This window comes from Saccharopolyspora rosea (assembly GCF_025643595.1).
Taxonomy (GTDB): domain Bacteria; phylum Actinomycetota; class Actinomycetes; order Mycobacteriales; family Pseudonocardiaceae; genus Saccharopolyspora; species Saccharopolyspora rosea.
In genome coordinates this window covers 5,215,353-5,237,510 of record NZ_CP102826.1, presented here as the reverse complement: position 1 = coordinate 5,237,510, position 22,158 = coordinate 5,215,353, and the positions used below count along the sequence as shown (strand labels likewise).

Genomic DNA, 22,158 nt, shown 5'->3' with positions numbered 1-22,158 from the left:
CCCAGCGGTGCGGATCACACCGGTGACGGCCGCGTGATCGTAGGGGTGCCACGCCGCGCTGGGGCGCGGGTGGACGCGATACCCTGGGCGACCGCGGCCGGCACGTGCAGCACAGGTCGTGGCGGTTCCGCGAGCCCGCGAGCGGGCACGTCGACCGGCCGCGCCACGCGCCGCCGCAACACCATCAGGTCTTGAACGAGACCCGGAACGAACCCGAGGAGTACCAACGTGTCCAGCCCGCCGCGTGGTGCGGTGACCGCGAAGTTGGAGCCCGTCGTGGCCGAGGCAGTGGCCGGCGCGGGCTTCGACCTGGAGGACTTCGACGTGCAGCAGGCCGGGCGGCGCCGGCTGGTGAAGGTGGTCATCGACTCCGACGCGGGCGTGGGGCTGGACGAGATCTCCGAGGTCAGCCGCGCCGTGTCCGAGGTGCTGGACGAACACGAGCACGTCCTCGCCGGCTCCTACACGCTGGAGGTCACCTCGCCCGGGGTGGACCGGCCGCTGACCCGGCCGAGGCACTGGCGGCGCGCCCGGTTCCGCCTGGTCAGGATCCGCCTCGTCGACGGCGTCGACCTCGTCGCGCGCGTCGGCGACGCCGACGACGACGGCGTGACGGTGCTGGCGGGCGGCGAATTGCGGCGAGTGGCCTACCGTGATGTCGAGCGCGCGGTGGTCGAGGTGGAATTCCAGCAGCCACCGGCGGAGGATTTGGTCAGGCTGGAGCGGGCTGCGGGCGGCGTTTCCCAGCAGGGGGACGACCGGGAAGACACGGAGGAGTCGAGGTGAACGTCGACATCGCGGCGCTGCGGGCGATCGAACGCGACAAGGACATCCCTTTCGAAACTGTCCTGGAAGCGATCGAGTCGGCACTGCTCACCGCATACCGCCACACCGAGGGGCACCAGCCCCACGCCAGGGTGGAGGTGGACCGCAAGACCGGTGTCGTGCGGGTGATCGCGCACAGCCTGGCACCGGACGGGACCGTGGCCGAGGAGTGGGACGACACCCCGGAGGGCTTCGGGCGGATCGCGGCGACCACCGCGCGGCAGGTCATCCTGCAGCGCCTGCGGGACGCCGAGCACGAGCGCACCTTCGGTGAGTTCTCGGCCAAGGAGGGCGAGATCCTCGGCGGCGTGATCCAGCGCGACGCCCGGGCCAACTCGCGCGGCATGGTCATCGTGCAGGTCGGGGACAGCGAGGGGGTCATCCCCGCGGCCGAACAGGTCCCCGGCGAGAACTACGAGCACGGCACCCGGATCAAGTGCTACGTCGTCGGGGTGTCGCGGAGCGCGCGCGGGCCGCAGATCACGCTGTCCCGCACGCACCCGAACCTGGTCCGGCGGCTGTTCGCGCTGGAGGTCCCGGAGATCGCCGACGGCACGGTGGAGATCCCCGCGGTGGCGCGCGAGGCCGGGCACCGGTCCAAGATCGCGGTGCGGTCCACGGTCAGCGGCGTCAACGCCAAGGGCGCGTGCATCGGCCCGATGGGCGCCCGGGTGCGCAACGTCATGAGCGAGCTCGGCGGCGAGAAGATCGACATCATCGACTTCTCCGACGACCCCGCGACGTTCGTCGGCAACGCGCTGTCGCCGGCGAAGGTAGTCTCGGTGGAGGTCGTCGACGAACGGACGAAGACCGCGCGCGTGGTCGTGCCGGACTTCCAGCTGTCGTTGGCGATCGGCAAGGAGGGCCAGAACGCGCGGCTGGCCGCCCGGCTCACCGGCTGGCGGATCGACATCCGCAGCGACGCCGACCCGAGCTCGCCGACCACCTCGGCGGGCCAGGCGCCGACCGGACCCGAACCGGGGCTGGACCCCGCTGTCGGCGATCTGCCGACGGTGGGTTCGGCCGAGTGAGACCAACGGGTTAGAATCACAGGAGGTTCGACGCGAGGGAGCAGCAATCCGTACACGCACGTCCGGTCACCACGACGCGAGTCGGGGGCCGGTTCGTACCTGTGTGGGCTGTCGCACCCGGACGTCGAGCGTGGAGCTACTTCGCGTGGTGGCTGAGGTTGGTCGGGCGGGGCCCGTCGCCGTTCCCGATCCGCGACGTCGGTCGCCTGGTAGGGGAGCCTGGTTGCACCCCGACCCGGCGTGCCTTCGTCTGGCTGAGCGGCGCCGGGCGTTTCCGCGCGCATTGCGCGCGCGGGGACCGCTGGACCTCTCGGCCGTGCGGGAGCACCTGAGCGCGCGGCACCCCGAGCAGGTGGCTCACGACGTGACCGACGCGGGATCCGTCCCGCGCCAGGCAGCAGAAGGAAAGCAGGTCGACCCGTCATGAATCAGCCGTGAAGCTGAAGCCATGAACGCGCATCGGCGATAGGACGAGGTCGAGCGGGACTGCCGCCCGGCCTCACCCAGACGAGGAGAGCAGTGGCAGGCAAGGCCCGCGTGCACGAGCTCGCGAAGGAGCTCGGCGTCACCAGCAAGGAAGTACTGAACAAGCTCGCCGAGCAGGGCGAGTACGTGAAGTCTGCGTCGTCCACCGTGGAAGCCCCGGTGGCCCGCAGGCTGCGAGACGCGTTCGCCAAGTCGGGGCCGAAGAAGGGCGACACCAACGGTGGCGCTCCGGCCCAGTCCCGGCAGTCCCAGCCGCAGGCGGACGCCAAGCCCAAGCCCGGCCCGCAGGCGCCGAAGCCGGGCCCGAAGCCTGGTCCGCGCCCGGAGGCGCCGGCCGGTGACCGTCCCAAGCCCGGCCCCAAGCCGGGCCCGAAGCCGGGTCCCAAGCCCGGCCCCGAGTCCAAGCCGGCGGCGTCGCCGGCGTCCCAGGCACCCAAGCCGGGACCCAAGCCCGGTCCCAAGCCGGGCCCGAAGCAGGGTGGCGGCGACGGTGACGCCGGCGTCGTGCCGCCGAAGCCGCAGGCGCCCAAGCCCGGCCCGCGTCCGCCGCGCGTCGGCAACAACCCGTTCGGCGTCGGCAGCGGTTCCCCGCAGCAGCGCTCGCAGCGTCCCGGTCCGGGCCGCGGTGGCGGCCAGGGCGGCCAGCGCCAGGGCGGCGGTCAGGGTGCCGGCACGGCGCCCGCCGCGGGCGGTTCGGGCAGCGGCGGCGGTGCTCCGCGGCCGAACCCCGGCATGATGCCGCCCCGGCCGAACCCGGGCATGATGCCGTCCCGCCCGCCGCGCAGCGGCGGTGGCCCCGGTGGGGGTCGCGGTGGCGGCGGTGGCCGTCCGGGCGGCGGTGGTGGCCGCGGCGGTGGCGGCGGCGGCCGTCCCGGTGGCGGCGGCGGTGGTTTCCGCGGTGGCCCCGGTGGTGGCGGCGGCGGAGCTCCCGCCGGCGGCGGTTTCCGCGGACGTCCCGGTGGCGGTGGCCGTCCGGGCGGCGGTGGCCGCGGCGGTGCCGCGGGTGCCTTCGGCCGGCCCGGTGGGCCCGCCAAGCGCGGCCGCAAGTCGAAGCGGCAGAAGCGCCAGGAGTACATGGAGAACATGCAGGCACCGTCGGTGGGCGGTGTCCGGCTCCCGCGCGGCAACGGCGAGACCGTGCGCCTGCGCCGCGGCGCTTCGCTGTCCGACTTCGCCGAGAAGATCAACGCCAACCCGGCCTCGCTGGTGCAGGCGATGTTCCACCTCGGTGAGATGGTGACCGCGACCCAGTCCGTCTCCGACGAGGTCCTTGAGCTGCTCGGCCAGGAGATGAACTACAAGGTCGAGATGGTCAGCCCGGAGGACGAGGACCGGGAGCTGCTGGAGTCCTTCGACGTCACCTTCGGCGACCCGGGCAGCTCCGAGGAGGAGCTGCAGGCGCGTCCGCCGGTGGTGACCGTGATGGGTCACGTCGACCACGGCAAGACCCGACTGCTGGACACCATCCGCAAGACCAACGTCCAGGCGGGCGAGGCCGGCGGCATCACCCAGCACATCGGTGCCTACCAGGTGGTGACCTCGCTGGAGGGCAACGAGCGGCCGATCACCTTCATCGACACCCCGGGTCACGAGGCGTTCACCGCCATGCGTGCCCGCGGTGCCAAGTCGACCGACATCGCGGTGCTCGTGGTGGCGGCCGACGACGGCGTGATGCCGCAGACGGTGGAGGCGATCAACCACGCCCAGGCGGCGGGGGTGCCGATCGTGGTCGCGGTCAACAAGATCGACCTCGAAGGTGCGAACCCGCAGAAGATCCGGCAGCAGCTGACCGAGTACGGGCTGGTGGCCGAGGAGTACGGCGGCGAGACGATGTTCGTCGACATCTCCGCCAGGCAGGGCACCAACATCGAAGGTCTGCTGGAGGCGATCCTGCTCACCGCGGACGCCACCCTGGACCTGCGGGCCAACCGGAACATGCCGGCCCAGGGCGTGGCCATCGAGGCGCACCTGGACCGCGGTCGGGGCCCGGTGGCGACCGTGCTGGTGCAGCGCGGCACGCTGCGGGTCGGCGACTCGGTGGTCGCCGGCGACGCCTACGGCCGCGTCCGCCGGATGATCAACGAGAACGACGAGGACGTCCCCGAGGCGCTGCCGTCGCGGCCGGTGCAGGTCATCGGCTTCACGTCGGTGCCCGGCGCCGGTGACACCTTCCTGGTCGTCGACGAGGACCGGGTCGCCCGGCAGATCGCCGACCGGCGCGGTGCCCGCATCCGCGAGGCCCAGAACGCGGCCAAGCGCAAGCGGGTCAGCCTGGAGGACCTGGACAAGGTCCTCAAGGACACCAACCAGCTCAACCTGATCATCAAGGGTGACAACTCCGGTACCGTCGAGGCGCTGGAGGAGTCCCTGACGAAGATCGACGTCGGCGACGAGGTCGAGCTGCGGGTGATCCACCGGGGCGTCGGCGGCATCACCGAGAGCGACATCAACCTCGCCACCGCGGAGAACACCATCGTCCTGGGCTTCAACGTCCGGGCGGAGGGCAAGGCGGCCGAGGTCGCCAACCGCGAAGGCGTGGAGATCCGCTACTACTCGGTGATCTACCGGGCCATCGAGGACATCGAGCAGGCGCTCAAGGGTCTGCTCAAGCCCGAGTACGAGGAAGTCGAACTCGGCAAGGCGGAGGTCCGCGAGATCTTCAAGTCCTCGAAGGTCGGCACGATCGCGGGCTGCATGGTCACCGAGGGCATCATGAGGCGCAACGCGAAGGCGCGTCTGCTGCGCGACAACGTCGTGGTCGCCGAGAACCTGACGGTGAACTCGCTGAAGCGGTTCAAGGACGACGCGACCGAGGTCCGCGATGGTTTCGAGTGCGGTCTGACCCTGGGGTCCTACAACGACCTCAAGGTCGGCGACCTCGTCGAAACCTACGAGATGCGCGAGAAGCCGCGCGAGTGAGCGACGTGGGCGGGGGTCGCCGGAGTGGCGGCCCCCGCCTCCGCTCGTCGGCCGCGCTGAGGAATACCCATGTACGTCGGTGCGCTGGAACTGGACGTGCTGCTCGGTGACGTCCACACGTTGAAGCAGAAGCGCGCCGTGGTGCGGCCCGTGGTGGCCGAGCTGCGGCGGCGCTTCGAGGTGGCCGTGGCCGAGGCCGGGAACCAGGACCTCTACCGCCGGGCGCTGCTCGGCGTCGCGGCCGTGTCCGGTGATCCCGGGCACGTGCGCGAGGTGCTGGAGGCGTGCGAGCGCCTGGTCGCCGCGCGGCCCGAACTGGAACTGCTCTCGGCCAGGCAGCGGATGCTGGGGCCGGAGGACTAGGAGAATTCCGTGGTCGTCCTGCGCGCCGGCGGCGGATCCCGAGCGCTCCCGCGGCGCTCGGACCGTCGCGCCGGAGGCGTTGCACGCGGCGGCGGGTCCACGGCAAGCGGCTGAGGCCGCTTTCGAAGAACTGAGGAACCCCGAAGGAGGTGCGCCGTGGCCGATACGGCGCGCGCCCGCAGGCTCGCCAAGCGGATCGTCCAGATCGTGGCGTCCGGCCTGGAGTACGAGGTCAAGGACCCGCGGCTGGCGATGGTGACGATCACCGACGCCCGGGTCACCCCGGACCTGCGGGACGCCACTGTGTACTACACGGTGTTCGGCGACGAGGCCGACTACGCCGCCACCGCGGCCGCGCTGAGCAGCGCCACCGGGGTGCTGCGGTCCCGCGTCGGCCAGCAGACCGGCGTGCGGTTCACCCCGACGCTGACGTTCGTCGCGGACACCGTGCCCGACCACGCGCGGCGGCTGGACGAGCTGCTGGCCAAGGCCAAGGAGGCCGACGCGGAGGTCGCGCGGCTGGCCTCCACGGCCCAGCACGCGGGCGACCCGGACCCCTACCGCGCCGCGGAGGACGAGGACGAGCCGGAGGCCGACGCCGAGGTGCGGCGTGGGCCACAGAGTGGTTGAGTCCGGGCCCGGCATCGGGTGCGTTGGGCACCGGCGGTCCCCACGACCGCCGTTGTGGAGGTGAACCAGTGCGCGAGGCGGACGACCGTTCCGAGCAGGTGGTGGCCGAGGCGGCGCGGGTGCTGTCCGCGGCGTCGGACGTGACGCTGTTCGCGCACATCAACCCCGACGCCGACGCGCTCGGCAGCGCCCTCGCGCTGGGCATGGCGCTGCGGCGGCGGGGGTGCGCGGTGCGGGTGTCGTTCGGGGCGCCGGACCACCCGCCGATCTCGCTGCGCGATCTCGACGCCGACGGGCTGGTCGTCCCGGCCGAGCGGGTGCCCGCCGCACCGCCGACCCTCGTGGTGTGCGACACGGGCAGCCTGCAGCGGCTCGGGCGCCTCGCCGACCGGGTCGAGGCGACCATCGCGGCCGGTGGTGACGTGGTCGTCATCGACCACCACGTGTCCAACACCCGTTACGGGACCACGCACGTGCTGGACGAGTCGGCCGAGGCGACGGTGCTGATCGTGCTCCGGCTGCTCGACGAGCTCGGGGCGGAGCTCGACCTGCCGATCGCGCGGTGCCTGTACGCCGGCCTGGTCACCGATACCCGGTCGTTCCGGAACGCGAGCCCCCGGACGCATCAGGCGGCCGTGCGACTGCTGGAGGCCGGAGTGGATCCGGAGGCCGTCACGCGACCGCTGCTCGACACCCACCCGTTCGGATGGCTGGGCATGCTCTCCGGGGTGCTCGGGGAGGCGAAGCTCGAACCGTCCGCGGCCCACGGGCTCGGGCTCGTGCACGCCGTCGTGCGCCTGGCGCACTCGGACGGGTTGCGCAGCGAGGACGTGGACAGCGTCATCGACGTCGTGCGCACCACGAGCGAGGCCGAGGTGGCGGCCGTGCTCAAGGAGACCGAGCCGGGTTCCTGGTCGGTGTCGCTGCGTTCCGACAGCCGCGTCGACGTCGGCCACGCCGCCGCGACGTGCGGCGGTGGCGGTCACCGCCTCGCCTCCGGCTTCACCGCGCGGGGCGATGCCGAGGACATCCTCGCCGCCCTCCGCCGAGCCCTGGACCAGGCGCCGCTGCTCGACTGAGGCGGATCCGCGGGGTCACCGCGTGCCGTCGCGGCGGCGGGCGCGGAAGGCGGCCACGTGGACGCGGTTGGCGCAGCGGGGCGAGCAGAAGCGTTTGGTCTGGTTGGTCGAGGTGTCCAGGAAGTAGGTCTCGCAGTCGTCGGCACCGCAGCGGCCCCAGCGGCGGGTGCCGTGGTGGACGACGCCCTGGGCGAGTCCCCACGCGGCGGCGGCCGCCACTTCGGTGGCGGGCGGGGCGTCGGGGCCCGCCACGTGCACGTGCCAGTTCGGTGTCGAGTCCAGGCCGCCGTGGCCGGACAGGCGAGGTCGCGGCGGATGCGCCGCGAGCAGGGCGTTGACCTCCTCGCGCACGGCGTCGTCGTCGCCGGTGACCATGGCGTCGAGGGCGCGGCGCAGTCCCGCCGCGACGTCGCGCAGCACCGCCAGGTCGTGTTCGTGCAGGCGGTCGGCCCACCACGGTTCGTCGTGCAACGCCGCGCGCAGCGCGTCGAGGTCGCTCAGATCGGCGTTGGCCAGTCGGAGGGCGACCGCGAGGTAATCGGCGTTGTCCACGAGCGCTCCTTACGGCTACCCTGCCTGTCAGGGGTCGACTAATCATTCGCAGCTTACCGGGAGAGAAGTGTGTCCGATCCGGGGGAACGTGTCGCGCCGCGGCGGCTGCTGGGCCTCGCGGTTCCGGCGCTGGGGGTGCTCGCGGCCGAACCGCTCTACGTGCTCGTCGACACCGCCGTGGTCGGTCACCTCGGCGCGGTCCCGCTCGCCGGGCTCGCGCTCGGCGGAACCCTGTTCACGCTGGTGTCGAGCCAGCTGACGTTCCTGACCTACGGCACCACCGCGCGGACCTCGCGGCTGCACGGCGCGGGGCGCCGCGCCGACGCCGTGGCCGAGGGAGCGCAGGCGACCTGGCTCGGCGTGGGAGTCGGCGTCGTCCTGCTGCTGCTCGCCCAGCTGCTGGCGGTCCCGGTCGCCGAAGGGCTGGCCGGGCCGGGACCGGTGGCCGACGCCGCGGCGACCTGGCTGCGGATCGCGCTGCTCGGCGCCCCGCTGGTGCTGATCACCATGGCGGGCAACGGCTGGATGCGCGGGGTGCAGGACACCGCCCGCCCGCTGCGCTACGTGCTCGCCGGCAACGGGGTCTCCGCCGTGCTGTGCCCGCTGTTCGTCTACGGCCTGGGCTGGGGGCTGGAAGGCTCGGCGATCGCGAACCTCGCCGGCCAGGGCATCGGCGCGGGCCTGTTCCTGCGCGCACTGGTGGTCGAGCGCGTTGCGCTCCGGCCCGACTTCGCGACGATGCGCGGGCAGCTCGGCATGGGCCGGGACCTGGTGCTGCGCACCCTCGCGTTCCAGGTGTGCTTCCTGTCGGCGACCTCGGTGGCCGCGCGGACCGGAGCGGGCCCGGCGGCCGCGCACCAGGTCGTCTGGCAGCTGTGGACGTTCCTGTCGCTCGTGCTCGACTCGTTGGCGATCGCCGCGCAGTCGCTGGTCGGTGCGGCGCTGGGCGCCGGTTCGGCGACGCGGGCCAAGGGCATCGCCAGGCAGGTCACCTGGTACGGCCTCGGGTTCGGCGTCCTGCTCGGCGTGCTGTTCGCGGCGCTGGCCGGGCCGTTGCCGACGGTGTTCACCGGCGACGAGACCGTGCTCGCGGAGGTGCCGCACGCGTGGTGGTTCTTCGTCGCGTTGCAGCCGGTGGCCGGAGTCGTGTTCGCGCTCGACGGGGTGTTCCTCGGAGCCGGTGACGCGGCGTACCTGCGGACCGCTACGCTGCTCAGCGCCGCCGTCGGATACCTGCCGATGATCTGGTTGTCGCTGGGGTTCGGCTGGGGGCTGGCCGGGATCTGGACCGGGCTGAGCATGTTCATGCTGCTGCGGTTGGTGACGTTGCTGCTGCGCGCGCGGTCCGGGCGCTGGGCAGTGGTGGGGACCGCCCCGGTCGGGGCGGAGTGAACGAGGAGGTCAGCGACAGTGGCGTTCCGGTCGATCCGGTTGTTCGGCGATCCGATCCTGCGCATGCCCGCCGAGCCGGTCACCGAGTTCGGCGACCGGCTGCGCGCGGTCGTCACCGATCTGCTCGACACCGTCGACGCACCCGGCCACGCCGGGGTGGCCGCACCGCAGATCGGCGTCGGCGTGCGGGCGTTCAGCTACAACGTGGACGGCGAGATCGGCTACGTGGTCAACCCCGAGGTCGTCGAGCTGTCCGAGCAGCAGCAGGACGGGCCCGAGGGGTGCCTGTCGGTGCCGGGACTCGGCTTCGACACCCGCCGGGCGCGGCACGCCGTCGTGCGCGGCGTCGACGTGGACAACGACCCGGTCACGGTGTCCGGCAGCGGGTTGCTGGCCCGGTGCCTGCAGCACGAGACCGACCACCTCGACGGCGTGGTGTACCTGCAGCGGCTCGCCCCGGAACGGCGCAAGGAGGCGTTCCGGCAGGTCCGCGAGCAGGACTGGTTCTGGCGGTGATGATCAGCACCGCCACCCCGTGACGGAGCGGTGCCCAGGTCGGGGATGATGGTGCGTCGTGTCCGACCAGTCTTCCCGCACAGCGCGCAACCCCGTCCCGCCCGGACTCCTGGTGATCGACAAACCGGCCGGGATGACCTCGCACGACGTCGTGGCCCGGGTCCGGCGGATCATGGGCACCCGCCGGGTCGGTCACGCGGGCACCCTCGACCCGATGGCAACCGGGGTGCTCGTGCTCGGACTGGAGCGGGCCACCAAGCTGCTCGGCCACCTCGCCCTGGACACCAAGGCGTACCTGGCCACGATCCGGCTCGGCGCGGCCACCACCACCGACGACGCCGACGGCGAGGTGGTGTCGCGGACCGACGCCTCGGCGGTGTCCGAGGACGCGGTGCGGGCCGGGATCGGTTCGCTGACCGGCGAGATCCGGCAGGTCCCGAGCGCGGTGAGCGCGGTGAAGGTCAACGGACGCCGCGCCTACGAGCTGGCCCGCTCCGGGGAGAGCGTCGAACTGGCGGCCCGTCCGGTGACGGTGTCGCGGTTCGACGTGCTGGCGCTGCGCCGCGGCGAGGGCACCACCGAGCTGGACGTGCTCGTCGAGTGCTCCTCCGGGACGTACGTCCGCGCCCTGGCGCGCGACCTGGGCGAGGCGCTCGGGGTGGGCGGCCACCTCGGCGAGCTGCGCCGCACCCGGGTCGGCCCGTTCGGGCTGGCCACCGCGCGGACGCTGGAGAAGCTGGAGGCCGAGCCGGGGCTGTCGATGGACCTCGACCAGGCGGTCGAGACGGCGTTCCCCCGGCGCAACGTCGATGCCGCCACGGCGCGCGCCCTCTCGCACGGCCGACCCGTCGCGGCGGCCGGGGTGGAGGGCACCTACGGGATGTTCGACCCCGGCGGCAGGGCGGTGGCGCTGGTCCGCGACCGCGGGCGCACCGCCAAGGCCGTGTTGGTGATCACACCGGCGGGCTGACATCGCTCGCCCCGACGGCATGGCGTCCGCTCAGGGGGTGAGCAGTAGGCTTCCTGGTCGTGCAGCGTTGGCGCGGTTTGGAGCAGCTTCCCGGCGGCTGGGGGCGGTGCGTGGTCACCATCGGTGTCTTCGATGGGGTGCACCGCGGCCACCAGCAACTCATCCAGCACGCGGTGCGGCGAGCCCGGCAGCTCGACCTGCCGTGCGTGCTGATGACCTTCGACCCGCACCCGTCCGAGGTGGTGCGACCCGGCAGCCACCCGGCGCAGCTGACCACCCTGCGGCGCCGGGCCGAACTGGCCGAGCAGCTGGGCGTGGACGTGTTCTGCGTGCTGCCGTTCACCCGCGAGGTCTCGCGCATCCCGGCCGAGGAGTTCGTGCACGAGATGCTCGTGGAGCGGTTGCACGCGGCCGAGATCGTCGTCGGCGAGAACTTCACGTTCGGGCACAAGGCGGCGGGCAACATCGCGCTGCTGGCCGAGCTGGGGGAGCGGTTCGGCTTCGACGTGGCCCCGGACTCGCTGGTGTCCGGTCGGGTGCGGCGCGCCGATGATGCGGACGGCACGTCGGTGACCTTCTCGTCGACCTACATCCGCTCCTGCATCGACGCCGGTGACGTGGTCGCCGCGGCCTCGGCGCTGGGCCGCTGGCACCGCCTGGAGGGCATCGTGGTGCGCGGCGCCGGGCGCGGCGGCAAGGAGCTCGGCTTCCCCACGGCGAACCTGTCCACCCCGCCGTACGCGGCCATCCCCGCCGACGGGGTCTACGCGTGCTGGTTCACCCACCGGCGTCGCGGCGCGGCCGAGCCGAGCCGGACGCTGCCCGCGGCGGTGTCGGTGGGCAGCAACCCCACGTTCTCCGGCACCGAGCGGACCGTCGAGGCGTACGTGCTGGACGTGGACGCGGACTTCTACGGCGAGCACGTGGACCTGGACTTCGTGCGGCGGCTGCGGGCGATGGAACGCTTCGACTCCGTCGAGGAGCTGGTCCGGCAGATGCACGAGGACGTGGCCGAGACCCGCCGCGCGCTCGGCGTGGCCGGATGAGACCGGGGTCGCGACGGCGCGGCGCGCTGGTACGAACGGAACAATTTTCGAATTCTGCCTCGCCACCACGCCGTGACCTGGCATTATCCGAGGTCGAGTCCGCGGCCGCTGGCAGGGGCCGCGGCCGTGGGGCTACCGGGGGAGCGAAGGTGACGCAAACCAGCAACGTCCAGCGGAACCTGGCCCTGCAACGGCAGTGGTACGGAGAGCCGTTGGGCGACCGGGTGCGCCGCCTGGTGGTCGCCTTCCGGATCTCGCAGGCGCAGCTCGCCGAGGTCCTGGGCATCAGCGCGCCGATGCTCAGCCAGGTCATGAGCGGGCGGCGGGCCAAGATCGGCAACCCTTCGGTGCTGGCGCGTCTGGTGATGCTGGAGCGCAAGGTGCTCATCCCGGGCGTCGCCGCGGGAGACTCGGACGCCATCCGGCAGGCGCTGGAGGACGTCCGGCACTCGCGCCCGGCCGTCGGCCGCGACTACCTGCCGGTGTCCCAGGCCACCGGTGAGGAGGCGGCGTGGCCGGTGCTGCGCCAGGTGGCCCGCCCCGGCGAGCTCGAAGCCGTCGCCGCGATGATCGAGGGCCAGCACCCCGGGCTGGCCGGGCTGCTGCGCCGCGCGGCCCACGACGACGGGGACTGACCTCCCGGCGCCTCCCGCCGCCTGGAAGGACAATCGGCGCCATGCGGTTGTTCACCGCGCTGTGGCCGTCGGAGGCCGCCGTGCGCCACCTGTCCCGGGCGGTCGACCGGCTGCCCGCCGACCGGCTGGACGAGGCGGTCGCCGGGCTGCGCAAGTTCCGGTTCGTCGAGCCGCGGCGCTGGCACCTGACGCTGTGCTTCCACGGCGACGACGCCGACCCGGACGCCCTCGCCGACCGGCTGGACCGCCGCGTCGCGCGCCTGTTGCGCGACGGCCCGGCGGCGCCGCGGCTGCGGCTGGCCGACGCCGGGGTGTTCCGCGGCGTGCTGTGGATCGGCGTCAGGCCGGAGACCGGCGAGGACGACGCGGCGCTGCGCGCGCTGGTGGGAGCGGCCGGCGGGGACCCGCGCGGGTACCGCGCGCACCTCACGGTCGCGCGCTGGGTCGGCGGTCGACCGCACCGCGATCTGCCCGCGCTGTTCGACGGTTATGCCGGACCGTGGTGGCAGGTGGGCGAACTCGCGCTCGTCCGCAGTGACCTGGGACGGAGCGGTCCGGAGTACCGCACGGTGCACCGCGCGGCGGTGACGCGCGAGACCTCGGGGTAACCCGGTAGTAGCAGTCGTCCTGTTATCCTGACTTCGGGTCCGGCTGCAGTCCGTGGCGGCCGGGGTCCAGCCGGTACCACCGGCTTCCCGCCCGGGTTCGCCCGGGTGCCGTGACCACGGGACAGTTGATCAAGGAGAGTCACTCGTGGCTTTGTCCACTGCGGAGAAGAAGCAGATCCTGGCCGACTACGGCCTGCACGACAGCGACACCGGTTCGCCGGAGGCCCAGGTGGCCCTGCTGACCAAGCGGATCATCGGGCTGACCGAGCACCTGAAGCAGCACAAGCACGACCACCACTCGCGTCGGGGTCTGCTGCTGATGGTGGGTCGTCGCCGCCGTCTGCTGAACTACCTGATCAAGGTGGACATCGAGCGCTACCGTTCGCTGATCCAGCGACTCGGTCTGCGCCGTTGACCGACACCGGGGGGAGTGGCCGCGGGCCGCTCCCCTCGGCGTATGAGGAAGGACCGACGGTGCTCCGGCACCGTCGCACGAACTGAAGAGGGCTCACGGTGAGGAGCGGGCGGTGCGTTCGCCGGTCCTCGGTAGTGGCCTCCGGGGAACCGAGTTTCCCGGCGGCTTCGATCGATGGCCGGCCTCGTCGGACCACGACCCATGTTGCTCTGCCGTGGGGCCTCGTGACGATGAGGAGCCGACATTGACTGAACCGCAGTCAATCGACGAAGGCGTCTACGAGACCACTGCCGTGCTCGACAACGGTGCGTTCGGCACCCGCACGGTCCGGTTCGAGACCGGCCGGCTGGCCAAGCAGGCCGCCGGCAGCGTCGCCGCCTACCTGGACGACGAAACGATGCTGCTGTCCGCCACCACGGCGTCCAAGCAGCCCAAGGAGCACTTCGACTTCTTCCCGCTCACGGTCGACGTCGAGGAGCGGATGTACGCGGCGGGCCGCATCCCCGGCTCGTTCTTCCGCCGGGAGGGTCGCCCGTCCACCGACGCGATCCTGACCTGCCGGTTGATCGACCGGCCGCTGCGTCCGTCCTTCGTGGACGGTCTGCGCAACGAGGTCCAGGTCGTGGTCACGGTGATGAGCCTGGCCCCGACCGACCTCTACGACGTGCTGGCGATCAACGCCGCGTCGGCGTCCACCCAGCTGTCCGGTCTGCCGTTCTCCGGGCCGATCGGCGGCACCCGGATGGCGCTGATCGACGGCCAGTGGGTCGCCTTCCCCAACCACGAGCAGCTGCAGCGCGCCGTGTTCGACATGGTCGTCGCGGGCCGCATCGTCGGGGACGACGTGGCGATCATGATGGTCGAGGCCGAGGCCACCGAGCAGACCGTCGAGCTGGTGTCCGGCGGTGCCCAGGCGCCGACCGAGGAGGTCGTCGCCCAGGGTCTGGAGGCGGCCAAGCCGTTCATCCGCACGCTGTGCCAGGCCCAGCAGCAGCTCGCGCAGGCCGCGGGCAAGGACACCGCGGAGTTCCCGACCTTCCCGGCTTACGAGTCGGACGCCTACGAGGCCGTCGAGCAGGCCGCCTCCGGTGAGCTCGCCGAGGCGCTGAAGATCGCCGGCAAGCAGGAGCGGGAGAACCGGCTCGACGAGATCAAGGCCGCGGTGTTGGAGAAGGTCGGCATCGAGGAGGGCCAGCCGTTCGAGGGCCGCGAGAAGGAGATCGGCGCGGCGTTCCGGTCGCTGACCAAGAAGCACGTCCGGCAGCGCATCATCCGCGACCAGGTCCGCATCGACGGCCGCGGCATCACCGACATCCGCTCGCTGTCCGCCGAGGTCGGCGTGGTGCCGCGGGCGCACGGCTCGGCGCTGTTCGAGCGCGGCGAGACCCAGATCCTGGGTGTGTCGACGCTGAACATGCTGCGGCTGGAGCAGACGATCGACTCGTTGTCCCCCGAGACGACGAAGCGGTACATGCACCACTACAACTTCCCGCCGTACTCGACCGGTGAGACCGGCCGGGTCGGCAGCCCGAAGCGGCGCGAGATCGGCCACGGAGCGCTGGCCGAGCGCGCGCTGGTGCCGGTGCTGCCCTCGCGCGAGGAGTTCCCGTACGCCATCCGCCAGGTGTCCGAGGCGCTGGGCTCCAACGGGTCCACCTCGATGGGTTCGGTGTGCGCCTCGACGCTGTCGCTGCTCAACGCCGGTGTGCCGCTGAAGGCGCCGGTCGCGGGCATCGCGATGGGCCTGGTGTCCGACGAGGTCGACGGCAAGACGCACTACGTCGCGCTGACCGACATCCTCGGTGCCGAGGACGCCTACGGCGACATGGACTTCAAGGTCGCGGGCACCAAGGACTTCGTGACCGCGTTGCAGCTGGACACCAAGCTCGACGGCATCCCGTCCGAGGTGCTGGCCCAGGCGCTCGGCCAGGCGCGCGACGCCCGGCTGACCATCCTGGACGTGATGGCCGAGGCGATCGGCTCGCCGGACGAGATGAGCCCGCACGCGCCGCGCGTGACCTCGATCAACATCCCGGTCGACAAGATCGGCGAGGTCATCGGCCCGAAGGGCAAGATGATCAACTCGATCACCGAGGAGACCGGCGCCGAGATCACCATCGAGGACGACGGCACGATCTACGTCGGCGCCGCCGATGGCCCGTCCGCCGAGGCCGCGATCGACAAGATCAACGCGATCGCGAACCCGCAGCTGCCCAAGGTCGGCGAGCGGTTCCTGGGCACCGTGGTCAAGACCGCGGCGTTCGGCGCGTTCGTCTCGCTGCTGCCCGGCAAGGACGGCCTGGTGCACATCTCCAAGCTCGGCAACGGCAAGCGCATCGGCAAGGTCGAGGACGTCGTCAACGTCGGCGACAAGCTGCGCGTGGAGATCGCCGACATCGACAGCCGGGGCAAGATCAGCCTCGTGCTGGTCGACGAGGAAGCCGAGAAGGCCGAGGGCGACAAGGGCGAGGCCGAGGCGGAGACCGAGAAGTCCGCTCAGTGACCGGCTGAACCGAACGCGCGCGGCCCGCCCCGGGAGCCCGGGGCGGGCCGCGCGAGTCGGTACCGGCACCTCGCGACGAGAGGCACATGAAGCAGCAGAACCACGCACGGGCCGGACATCTGCAACGGCCGGGAACCACGCACGTCCTGCACCGCGGTGGCGGTGGTGAAGCGGTCCGCCGGACCGTGCTGCCCGGCGGACTGCGGGTCGTCACCGAACCCGTTCCCGGGGTGCGTTCGGCCTCGGTCGGGATCTGGGTCGGCGTCGGGTCGCGCGACGAGAAGCGGGCGCAGGCCGGGGCGGCGCACTACCTGGAGCACCTGCTGTTCAAGGGCACCGCCAGGCGCAGTGCCCTGGACATCGCGCAGGAGATCGACGCGGTCGGCGGCGAGCTGAACGCCTTCACGTCCAAGGAGCACACCTGCTACTACGCGCACGTCCTGGACCGCGACCTGCCGCTGGCCGTGGACATGCTCTGCGACGTCGTGTTCGACGCGGTGAACTCCAAGGCGGACGTGGACATCGAGCGCAGCGTGGTCCTGGAGGAGATCGCCATGCGCGACGACGACCCCGAGGACCTGCTGCACGAGATGTTCACCGCCGCGGTGCTCGGTGACCACCCGCTGGGGCGGTCGGTGCTGGGCAGCGAGGAGTCCATCACCGAGATGACCCGCGCTCGCGTGCACGGCTTCTACCGCACCAACTACGCGATGCCGAAGATGGTCGTCGCCGTCGCCGGCAACGTCGAGCACGGACGGGTGCTCCGGCTGGTGCGCAAGGCGCTCCGCGACCGCCTCGACGGCCAGGTGATGCCCGATCCGCCACGCGCCGGGCGCGTCCGGTTGCCGAAGCAGAAACCGCTCGTGCTGCACTCCGAGGAGACCGAGCAGGCCCACCTGCTGATGGGATGTCGCGGGTTCAGCCGGTACGACGACCGGCGGTTCGCGCTCGGAGTGCTCAACGCCGCGCTCGGCGGCGGCATGAGTTCCCGGTTGTTCCAGGAGATCCGCGAGAAGCGCGGCCTGGCGTACTCGGTGTACTCGGCCACCACGGCCTACGCCGACACCGGCACGTTCTCCGTCTACGCGGGTTCGGCTCCGGAACGCCTCGGTGAGGTGGCGTCGGTGATCCGCAGCGTCCTCGCCGGTGTCGCCGCCGACGGGTTGTCCGAGGACGAGGTGGAGCGGGGCCGCGGCCAGCTGCGCGGAAGTCTGGTGCTGGGCCTGGAGGACAGCGCGTCGCGGATGAGCCGCATCGGCAAGAGCGAACTGAACTACGCCCGGCACTTCACCGTCGAGCAGACCCTGGAACGCATCGACGCGGTCACCCACGACGATGTGGCCGAACTCGCGGGTGAGCTGCTGCGCCGCCCGCTGACCACGGCGGTCGTCGGGCCGTACGCTCGCCCCGAGGAGCTCCCCGACGGCGTCTGAGGCCGGCCCCGGACCGTCGCGAACCCCAATGCAGAAAGGTTGTCGACACGTGAACTCGCCAGTCGGATCCCCGATCAAGGTCGGTGTCATCGGTGCTCGCGGGCGCATGGGGTCCGAGGCGGTCCGCGCCGTCGGCGACGCCCCCGACACCGAACTGGTCGCCCAGATCAACCGCGACGACAGCCTGTCCGGGCTGGTCGAGGGCGGTGCCCAGGTGGCCGTCGAACTCACCCACCCCGACTCGGTGCTGGACAACGTCCGGTTCTGCGTGGAGAACGGCATCCACGTCGTGGTCGGCACGAGCGGACTCGGGCAGGCCGAGCTCGACGCGGTGCGTTCCTGGCTCGCCGAGCGACCGGAAGTCGGTGTGATCGTCGCGCCGAACTTCGCGATCGGCGCGGTGCTGTCCATGCGGTTCGCCGAGCTGGCCGCCAGGTTCTTCGAGTCGGCCGAGATCGTCGAGCTGCACCACCCGAAGAAGGCCGACGCCCCCTCGGGCACCGCCGCCCGCACCGCCCAGGTCGTCGCGCGGGCGCGCGCCGACGCCGGGCTGGGCGACGCTCCGGACGCCACGACCAAGGAGCTCGACGGGGCGCGCGGCGCCGATGTCGACGGCGTTCGCGTGCACTCGGTGCGGATGTCCGGGCTCGTCGCTCACCAGGAGGTGTTGTTCGGCACCGAGGGCGAGACGTTGACCATCCGCCACGACTCGTACGACCGCCGGTCGTTCATGCCGGGCGTGCTGCTGGCGGTGCGCGAGATCGGTTCCCGGCCCGGGCTGACGGTCGGGCTGGACTCGTTGCTGGGGCTGTGAGTGGCTGACGCGGACACGGGCCGCCGCAGGCTCCTGACACCCCGGACCACGGCGTTCGTGGTGGCCGCCGCCCTGCTGGTCTACCTGGTGCTGATGGGCGAGCGGGCGTTCACCATGCTCGTCAGCGGTCAGCCGGTGTTCATCGTGCTGGGCGTGGCGGTGCTGGTGTTCCCGGTGCTCGGGGCGCTGATGATCGTCGACCAGCTGCGGTTCGGGCTGCAGACCGAGCGGCTCGCCCGGCGTCTGGACGAGGAGGGCGCGCTGCCGGACGTCTCGCACCTGCCGCGGCGGCCCTCCGGCCGCGTCGAACGGGACGCCGCCGACTCCTGGTTCGACGAGAAGCAGGCCGAGCTCGAAGCCGCTCCGAACGACTGGCGCCGGTGGTTCGCGCTCGCGCAGGCCTACGACCTGGCGGGCGACCGCAACCGCGGCCGGAAGGCGATGCGCCGCGCCATCGAGCTGGAGCGCGGCGAGAGCAGCTGATCACACCCATGCGACGACCACGCCAGGAGCGATCGTCAGCGCGCTGAACCGCAGGAGGCGGCCGACGAATCCGGCGGACACGAACGTCGCCAACGGCACCTGCGCCCACCCGGCGATCACCGCGATCGCGGCGAACGGAGGCAGGCTGGTGGTCGCGCTGATCAGCAGCACGGCCGAGGTCCACACCGGGCGATGGCGGCAGCTGGCCCGGAAGCTCGCCAGCCACCGGTGCCTGCGCCCCTCGCCGGTGGGCCGGTCCTCCCGGCGCAGCAGGCGGGGAAGCCGGATCACGCCCCGCGCCGCGTAGTAGTGCAGCAGCTTCCCACCGATCTGCCCGGTGGCGATGACGACGGTCAGCACCCACCACGGGATCGCCGTGCCCTTCAGCACGAGACCGATGGTGAACAACTCGACGCTGATCAGCGGGAGCAGCGCAGACGCCACTGACACGCCGAAGGTCGTCGTGAGCAAGCCGATCACTGCCAGCACGGTCGCCCCCAGGTGTCGTACCGCGTCGTCCGCTCACCGGTGCCGAGGACGTTCCGACGAGCGATGTCCCCCGCGCCGGCTCGGCGAACGCGGTACGTGGTCACTTCGACTCGGTCCGCAGTTCCAGTGAGCCGGTCAAGCGTAGCTCACGCACCAGTGTTCCCCCCGCGTCCAGCGTGCGGACGGTGCCGTCCGGATTCCACCCGACGCCGCGGAAGAAGGACATCGACGCCGTGTCGGACTCCGGGACCCACACGATGCCCCGGGTCGATCCGGAGTCGGCGAGCTGCCGGGCCAGGGCGGCCAGCAACCGGCCGCCGTGCCCGCGCCGCCCCCAGCGCGGTTCCACCAATAGGCTGCTGACGAGCGCCAGCGTGGCGGCGTCCGCCGGTGCTCTGCCGTTCGCGGCCGCAGCCTCGGCGTCGGGCGCGGGACCACCCGCGCAGAAGCCGACGAGCCACTCGCCCTCGGTCGCGACCAGCACCGTCGCCGGACCTTCGGTCAGCGTGCTTCGCCATGCCCGCTCGATCTCCGCGTCGTCCAGCCGGTCCAGCGCCGTGCGGGGCAGCACCTCGGCGTAGGCGGTGCGCCACGTGGTCGTCTGGATGCGGGCGATCTCGGGAGCGTCCGACGGAACGGCGGCGCGCACAGCGGCATCGGCCATGGTGGTCAACTTAGTGTGTCGGCGCGAGCACCCGTCGTTCCGGTGGTGCGTCGGGCTGTCGGACCCGACTGGCAGGATCGGCCCGTGCTGACCATGAGTGCCGACACCGCCCGCCGCGCCGCGTTGGCGGCTCAGGGGTTCACCGACCCGAAACCGCGTGGCGACGTTGACCGACGGCACCTCCAACGCGCCCTGTCCCGCACCAAGCTCCTGCAACTCGACTCGGTGAACGTCGCGGTGCGCGCCCACTACATGCCGCTCTTCAGCAGGCTCGGCTCCTACCCGGCCGACCTCGTCGACACGGCCGCGTGGTCGCACCGGGCCCGCCGACCCCGACTGCTGGTCGAGTACTGGGCGCACGAGGCGTCGCTGATCCCCGTCCAGGACTGGCCGCTGCTCCGCTGGCGCATGCGCGAGCACGGCGGTGCGTGGCGGCGGAAGAACCGCGAACTCCTCGAACGTTCACCGCAGCTGATCGACGACGTGCTGGCTGCGGTGAAGGAACTCGGCCCCATCGGAGCCGGAGCTCTCGAACGCGAACTCGGCGGCGCGAAGCGCGACGGTCGCGGCACCTGGTGGAACCGCACCGAGACGAAGCGCGCCTGCGAGCTGCTGTTCGCGATGGGCGAGCTCACCACCGGCACGCGCCGCGGCTTCGAACGCCTCTACGACCTGCCCGAACGAGTCCTCCCGCCCGACGTGCTCGCGCACGAACCGGACGACGACGAAGCGATCCGCACCCTGGTGGAGCGCTCCGCGCACGCCCTCGGCGTCGCCACCGAGGCGGACCTGCGCGACTACTACCGGCTCAGCCCGGCCCAGTCCCGGCAGGCGGTTTCCGAACTCGTCGAGTGCGGAACTCTGGAGCCCGTGGCCGTGGAGGGCTGGAAGCAGACGGCATACCGCCACGTCGACGCCCGCGTGCCGCGGAAGGTCACCGGTCGGGCGCTGCTGTGCCCGTTCGATCCGCTGATCTGGGAACGTTCCCGTACCGAGCGGATCTTCGGCTTCCGGTACCGCATCGAGATCTACGTTCCCGAAACCCAGCGGCAGTACGGCTACTACGTCTTCCCCTTCCTCCTCGATGGTCGACTGGTCGCCCGGGTTGACCTGAAGGCCGACCGGGCGGGCGACGTGCTCCGCGTCCCGGGAGCTTTCGCCGAACCGGGGCACGACGCTCGGGACGTCGTGCCCGAATTGGCGGCGGCACTCGGAGAGATGGCGGACTGGTTGGGACTCGGTGGCGTCGTGGTGGGCGAGCGGGGTGATCTCGCCGCGGCGCTGGGCCGCGCCGCCTGACCGCAGCGGCGCAGTGGCGTCAGACCGCTGTCATCAGCACGGCGTCGCCGGTCCCGGTCCGGCCGAAGATCCGCAGGGAGGGTTCCTCCTCCGGTGCCTGCTCGGAGACGTCGAGGTCGCTGGACGCGGTCCCCGTCGAGGAGGTCAGGTCCACCTCGGCGGCCACGCCGCGATGGATCGAGACCTGCAGCTCGCCGGACCCGGTGATCAGCTCGGCTTGGCCTTCGGTGGCGTCGGCGATCGTCACGTCCCCGCTGCCCGAGCGGACCAGGACGTCACCGCTGAGCGCACCCAGCCAGACGTTGCCGCTGCCGGTCACCACTGAGGACTGCGCGCCGACGGCGGTGATCTCGACGTCCCCGCTGCCGCTGCGCACGTGCACGCCTGCCGGCGCGGTGCCGAGGCGCAGCTGCCCCGAGCCGGTGCGGACCGTGACGCGGTCGCGAGCTTCCCCCACTGACACCGGCCCTGAACCGGACTGGACGTTGACGCGTCCGGCGCGCCCGCTGACCGTCACCTCGCTCGCACCGGCCTGGATGCCGACCTCGGACTCCACCGGGGCCTGCACGTGCACCGCCAGCGGTATCGCCCGCAGCGGCGCGGTGTTCGGCGTTCGCACCACGAGCCGGTTGCCGGTGAGGTCGATCCGGGTGTGCCGGACCGCCTCGGCCATCGGTTCGCGGGGACCGCGCCACCGCTCGTCGAGACCGGTGCGGAGCCCCGCCTCGCCGAACTGCTCGGTGACCCAGCTCAGCAGTCCGGCCAAGCCGCCCCGCCAGTCCGGTCCGGTGGAGTTCGGGTCGTGTCGCACCTCGACGTGCGTCACAGCGGTCTCGCTCAGCTCGACCACCACGGGGCCGAGCGTGTTGCCCACGTCGATCCGGATCGGCGACGGGGTGTCGAAGTCCTGGGTGCGCACCAACTCGGTGGTCTGGTCCTCGTCGGACCCGCCGCTGTCCGAACCGGTGGCGGTGGCCCAGGTGTCGTCGCTGGTCATGTGGTTCAC

At 72.2% G+C, this 22,158-nt stretch carries 23 protein-coding genes; 19 read left to right on the top strand and 4 right to left on the bottom strand.

Annotated elements, in window-relative coordinates; all coding sequences use genetic code 11:
* The first annotated feature begins 228 nt into the window (after window positions 1-228).
* The 7 genes from rimP to NV263_RS24215 all read left to right on the top strand — a co-directional run bounded on the left by rimP (window position 229) and on the right by NV263_RS24215 (window position 7,333).
* Complete coding sequence (gene rimP, locus NV263_RS24245) at window positions 229-786, top strand: ribosome maturation factor RimP (protein ID WP_263248923.1); 558 nt, start codon at window positions 229-231, stop codon at window positions 784-786.
* Window positions 783-1,856 carry a transcription termination factor NusA gene (gene nusA, locus NV263_RS24240; RefSeq protein ID WP_263248922.1) on the top strand — a complete coding sequence of 358 codons (1,074 nt, stop codon included), beginning with the start codon at window positions 783-785 and terminating at the stop codon, window positions 1,854-1,856. Before rimP ends, nusA begins: the two co-directional genes overlap by 4 nt.
* A 103-nt stretch (window positions 1,857-1,959) precedes the next feature.
* Window positions 1,960-2,283, top strand: a complete 324-nt coding sequence (locus tag NV263_RS24235; RefSeq protein WP_263248921.1) for a YlxR family protein — start codon at window positions 1,960-1,962, stop codon at window positions 2,281-2,283.
* 92 nt (window positions 2,284-2,375) lie between these two features.
* Window positions 2,376-5,261, top strand: coding sequence for a translation initiation factor IF-2 (infB, locus tag NV263_RS24230; protein WP_263248920.1), 2,886 nt, complete (start codon window positions 2,376-2,378; stop codon window positions 5,259-5,261).
* A gap of 69 nt (window positions 5,262-5,330) precedes the next feature.
* Window positions 5,331-5,624 (top strand): DUF503 domain-containing protein, encoded by a 294-nt coding sequence (locus NV263_RS24225; protein WP_263248919.1) that lies wholly within the window; start codon window positions 5,331-5,333, stop codon window positions 5,622-5,624.
* 156 nt (window positions 5,625-5,780) lie between these two features.
* On the top strand, window positions 5,781-6,254 hold the full coding sequence (rbfA, locus tag NV263_RS24220; RefSeq protein ID WP_263248918.1) for a 30S ribosome-binding factor RbfA: 474 nt from the start codon (window positions 5,781-5,783) through the stop codon (window positions 6,252-6,254).
* Between the two features lie 68 nt (window positions 6,255-6,322).
* Window positions 6,323-7,333 carry a DHH family phosphoesterase gene (locus NV263_RS24215; protein ID WP_263248917.1) on the top strand — a complete coding sequence of 337 codons (1,011 nt, stop codon included), beginning with the start codon at window positions 6,323-6,325 and terminating at the stop codon, window positions 7,331-7,333.
* Between the two features lie 15 nt (window positions 7,334-7,348).
* Here the strand turns inward: NV263_RS24215 and NV263_RS24210 are convergent, their stop codons facing one another.
* Complete coding sequence (locus NV263_RS24210) at window positions 7,349-7,885, bottom strand: CGNR zinc finger domain-containing protein (protein WP_263248916.1); 537 nt, start codon at window positions 7,883-7,885, stop codon at window positions 7,349-7,351.
* A gap of 69 nt (window positions 7,886-7,954) precedes the next feature.
* On the opposite strand from NV263_RS24210, the gene NV263_RS24205 reads away from it, so the two are divergent.
* The 11 genes from NV263_RS24205 (at window position 7,955) to NV263_RS24155 (ending at window position 18,700) form a co-directional block, all read left to right on the top strand.
* Window positions 7,955-9,277 (top strand): MATE family efflux transporter, encoded by a 1,323-nt coding sequence (locus NV263_RS24205; protein WP_263248915.1) that lies wholly within the window; start codon window positions 7,955-7,957, stop codon window positions 9,275-9,277.
* 18 nt (window positions 9,278-9,295) lie between these two features.
* Entirely contained in the window at window positions 9,296-9,793 is a 498-nt protein-coding gene (def, locus tag NV263_RS24200; protein WP_263248914.1) for a peptide deformylase, read from the top strand.
* 58 nt (window positions 9,794-9,851) lie between these two features.
* Window positions 9,852-10,763, top strand: coding sequence for a tRNA pseudouridine(55) synthase TruB (gene truB / locus NV263_RS24195; protein WP_263248913.1), 912 nt, complete (start codon window positions 9,852-9,854; stop codon window positions 10,761-10,763).
* 59 nt (window positions 10,764-10,822) lie between these two features.
* On the top strand, window positions 10,823-11,809 hold the full coding sequence (locus tag NV263_RS24190) for a bifunctional riboflavin kinase/FAD synthetase (protein WP_263248912.1): 987 nt from the start codon (window positions 10,823-10,825) through the stop codon (window positions 11,807-11,809).
* Window positions 11,810-11,958: 149 nt separating this feature from the next.
* Entirely contained in the window at window positions 11,959-12,444 is a 486-nt protein-coding gene (locus tag NV263_RS24185; RefSeq protein ID WP_263248911.1) for a helix-turn-helix domain-containing protein, read from the top strand.
* A 41-nt stretch (window positions 12,445-12,485) separates the two neighbouring features.
* Window positions 12,486-13,052 (top strand): RNA 2',3'-cyclic phosphodiesterase, encoded by a 567-nt coding sequence (gene thpR, locus NV263_RS24180; protein WP_263248910.1) that lies wholly within the window; start codon window positions 12,486-12,488, stop codon window positions 13,050-13,052.
* Between the two features lie 145 nt (window positions 13,053-13,197).
* Window positions 13,198-13,467 (top strand): 30S ribosomal protein S15, encoded by a 270-nt coding sequence (rpsO, locus tag NV263_RS24175; RefSeq protein WP_263248909.1) that lies wholly within the window; start codon window positions 13,198-13,200, stop codon window positions 13,465-13,467.
* Between the two features lie 244 nt (window positions 13,468-13,711).
* Window positions 13,712-15,970 carry a polyribonucleotide nucleotidyltransferase gene (locus NV263_RS24170; RefSeq protein WP_263248908.1) on the top strand — a complete coding sequence of 753 codons (2,259 nt, stop codon included), beginning with the start codon at window positions 13,712-13,714 and terminating at the stop codon, window positions 15,968-15,970.
* Window positions 15,971-16,056: 86 nt separating this feature from the next.
* Complete coding sequence (locus NV263_RS24165) at window positions 16,057-17,403, top strand: M16 family metallopeptidase (protein ID WP_263248907.1); 1,347 nt, start codon at window positions 16,057-16,059, stop codon at window positions 17,401-17,403.
* A 28-nt stretch (window positions 17,404-17,431) separates the two neighbouring features.
* Window positions 17,432-18,217 carry a 4-hydroxy-tetrahydrodipicolinate reductase gene (dapB, locus tag NV263_RS24160; protein WP_345600080.1) on the top strand — a complete coding sequence of 262 codons (786 nt, stop codon included), beginning with the start codon at window positions 17,432-17,434 and terminating at the stop codon, window positions 18,215-18,217.
* A 93-nt stretch (window positions 18,218-18,310) separates the two neighbouring features.
* Window positions 18,311-18,700 carry a hypothetical protein gene (locus NV263_RS24155; RefSeq protein WP_380758357.1) on the top strand — a complete coding sequence of 130 codons (390 nt, stop codon included), beginning with the start codon at window positions 18,311-18,313 and terminating at the stop codon, window positions 18,698-18,700.
* On the opposite strand, the gene NV263_RS24150 is transcribed toward NV263_RS24155, so the two are convergent.
* A complete protein-coding gene (locus NV263_RS24150) occupies window positions 18,701-19,180 on the bottom strand; it encodes a VTT domain-containing protein (RefSeq protein WP_263248904.1) in 480 nt (159 codons plus the stop codon). It lies immediately after the preceding gene.
* Between the two features lie 109 nt (window positions 19,181-19,289).
* Entirely contained in the window at window positions 19,290-19,853 is a 564-nt protein-coding gene (locus tag NV263_RS24145; protein WP_263248903.1) for a GNAT family N-acetyltransferase, read from the bottom strand.
* 93 nt (window positions 19,854-19,946) lie between these two features.
* Between NV263_RS24145 and NV263_RS24140 the strand changes: the two genes are divergently transcribed.
* The gene (locus tag NV263_RS24140) at window positions 19,947-21,152 is read left to right on the top strand and encodes a winged helix-turn-helix domain-containing protein (RefSeq protein ID WP_425571162.1); all 1,206 of its coding nucleotides are present in this window, start codon (window positions 19,947-19,949) and stop codon (window positions 21,150-21,152) included.
* Window positions 21,153-21,171: 19 nt separating this feature from the next.
* Here the strand turns inward: NV263_RS24140 and NV263_RS24135 are convergent, their stop codons facing one another.
* The gene (locus tag NV263_RS24135) at window positions 21,172-22,149 is read right to left on the bottom strand and encodes a DUF4097 family beta strand repeat-containing protein (protein ID WP_263248901.1); all 978 of its coding nucleotides are present in this window, start codon (window positions 22,147-22,149) and stop codon (window positions 21,172-21,174) included.
* Window positions 22,150-22,158 lie beyond the last annotated feature (9 nt).

Bases quoted from the DNA above. Each gene is read 5' to 3' on its own strand.
- dapB (WP_345600080.1), top strand. From the start codon at position 17,432: ATGCAGAAAGGTTGTCGACACGTGAACTCGCCAGTCGGATCCCCGATC.
- NV263_RS24225 (WP_263248919.1), top strand. From the start codon at position 5,331: ATGTACGTCGGTGCGCTGGAACTGGACGTGCTGCTCGGTGACGTCCAC.
- NV263_RS24140 (WP_425571162.1), top strand. From the start codon at position 19,947: ATGAGTGCCGACACCGCCCGCCGCGCCGCGTTGGCGGCTCAGGGGTTC.
- NV263_RS24155 (WP_380758357.1), top strand. From the start codon at position 18,311: ATGGGCGAGCGGGCGTTCACCATGCTCGTCAGCGGTCAGCCGGTGTTC.
- NV263_RS24135 (WP_263248901.1), bottom strand. From the start codon at position 22,149: ATGACCAGCGACGACACCTGGGCCACCGCCACCGGTTCGGACAGCGGC.
- NV263_RS24165 (WP_263248907.1), top strand. From the start codon at position 16,057: ATGAAGCAGCAGAACCACGCACGGGCCGGACATCTGCAACGGCCGGGA.
- NV263_RS24145 (WP_263248903.1), bottom strand. From the start codon at position 19,853: ATGGCCGATGCCGCTGTGCGCGCCGCCGTTCCGTCGGACGCTCCCGAG.
- thpR (WP_263248910.1), top strand. From the start codon at position 12,486: ATGCGGTTGTTCACCGCGCTGTGGCCGTCGGAGGCCGCCGTGCGCCAC.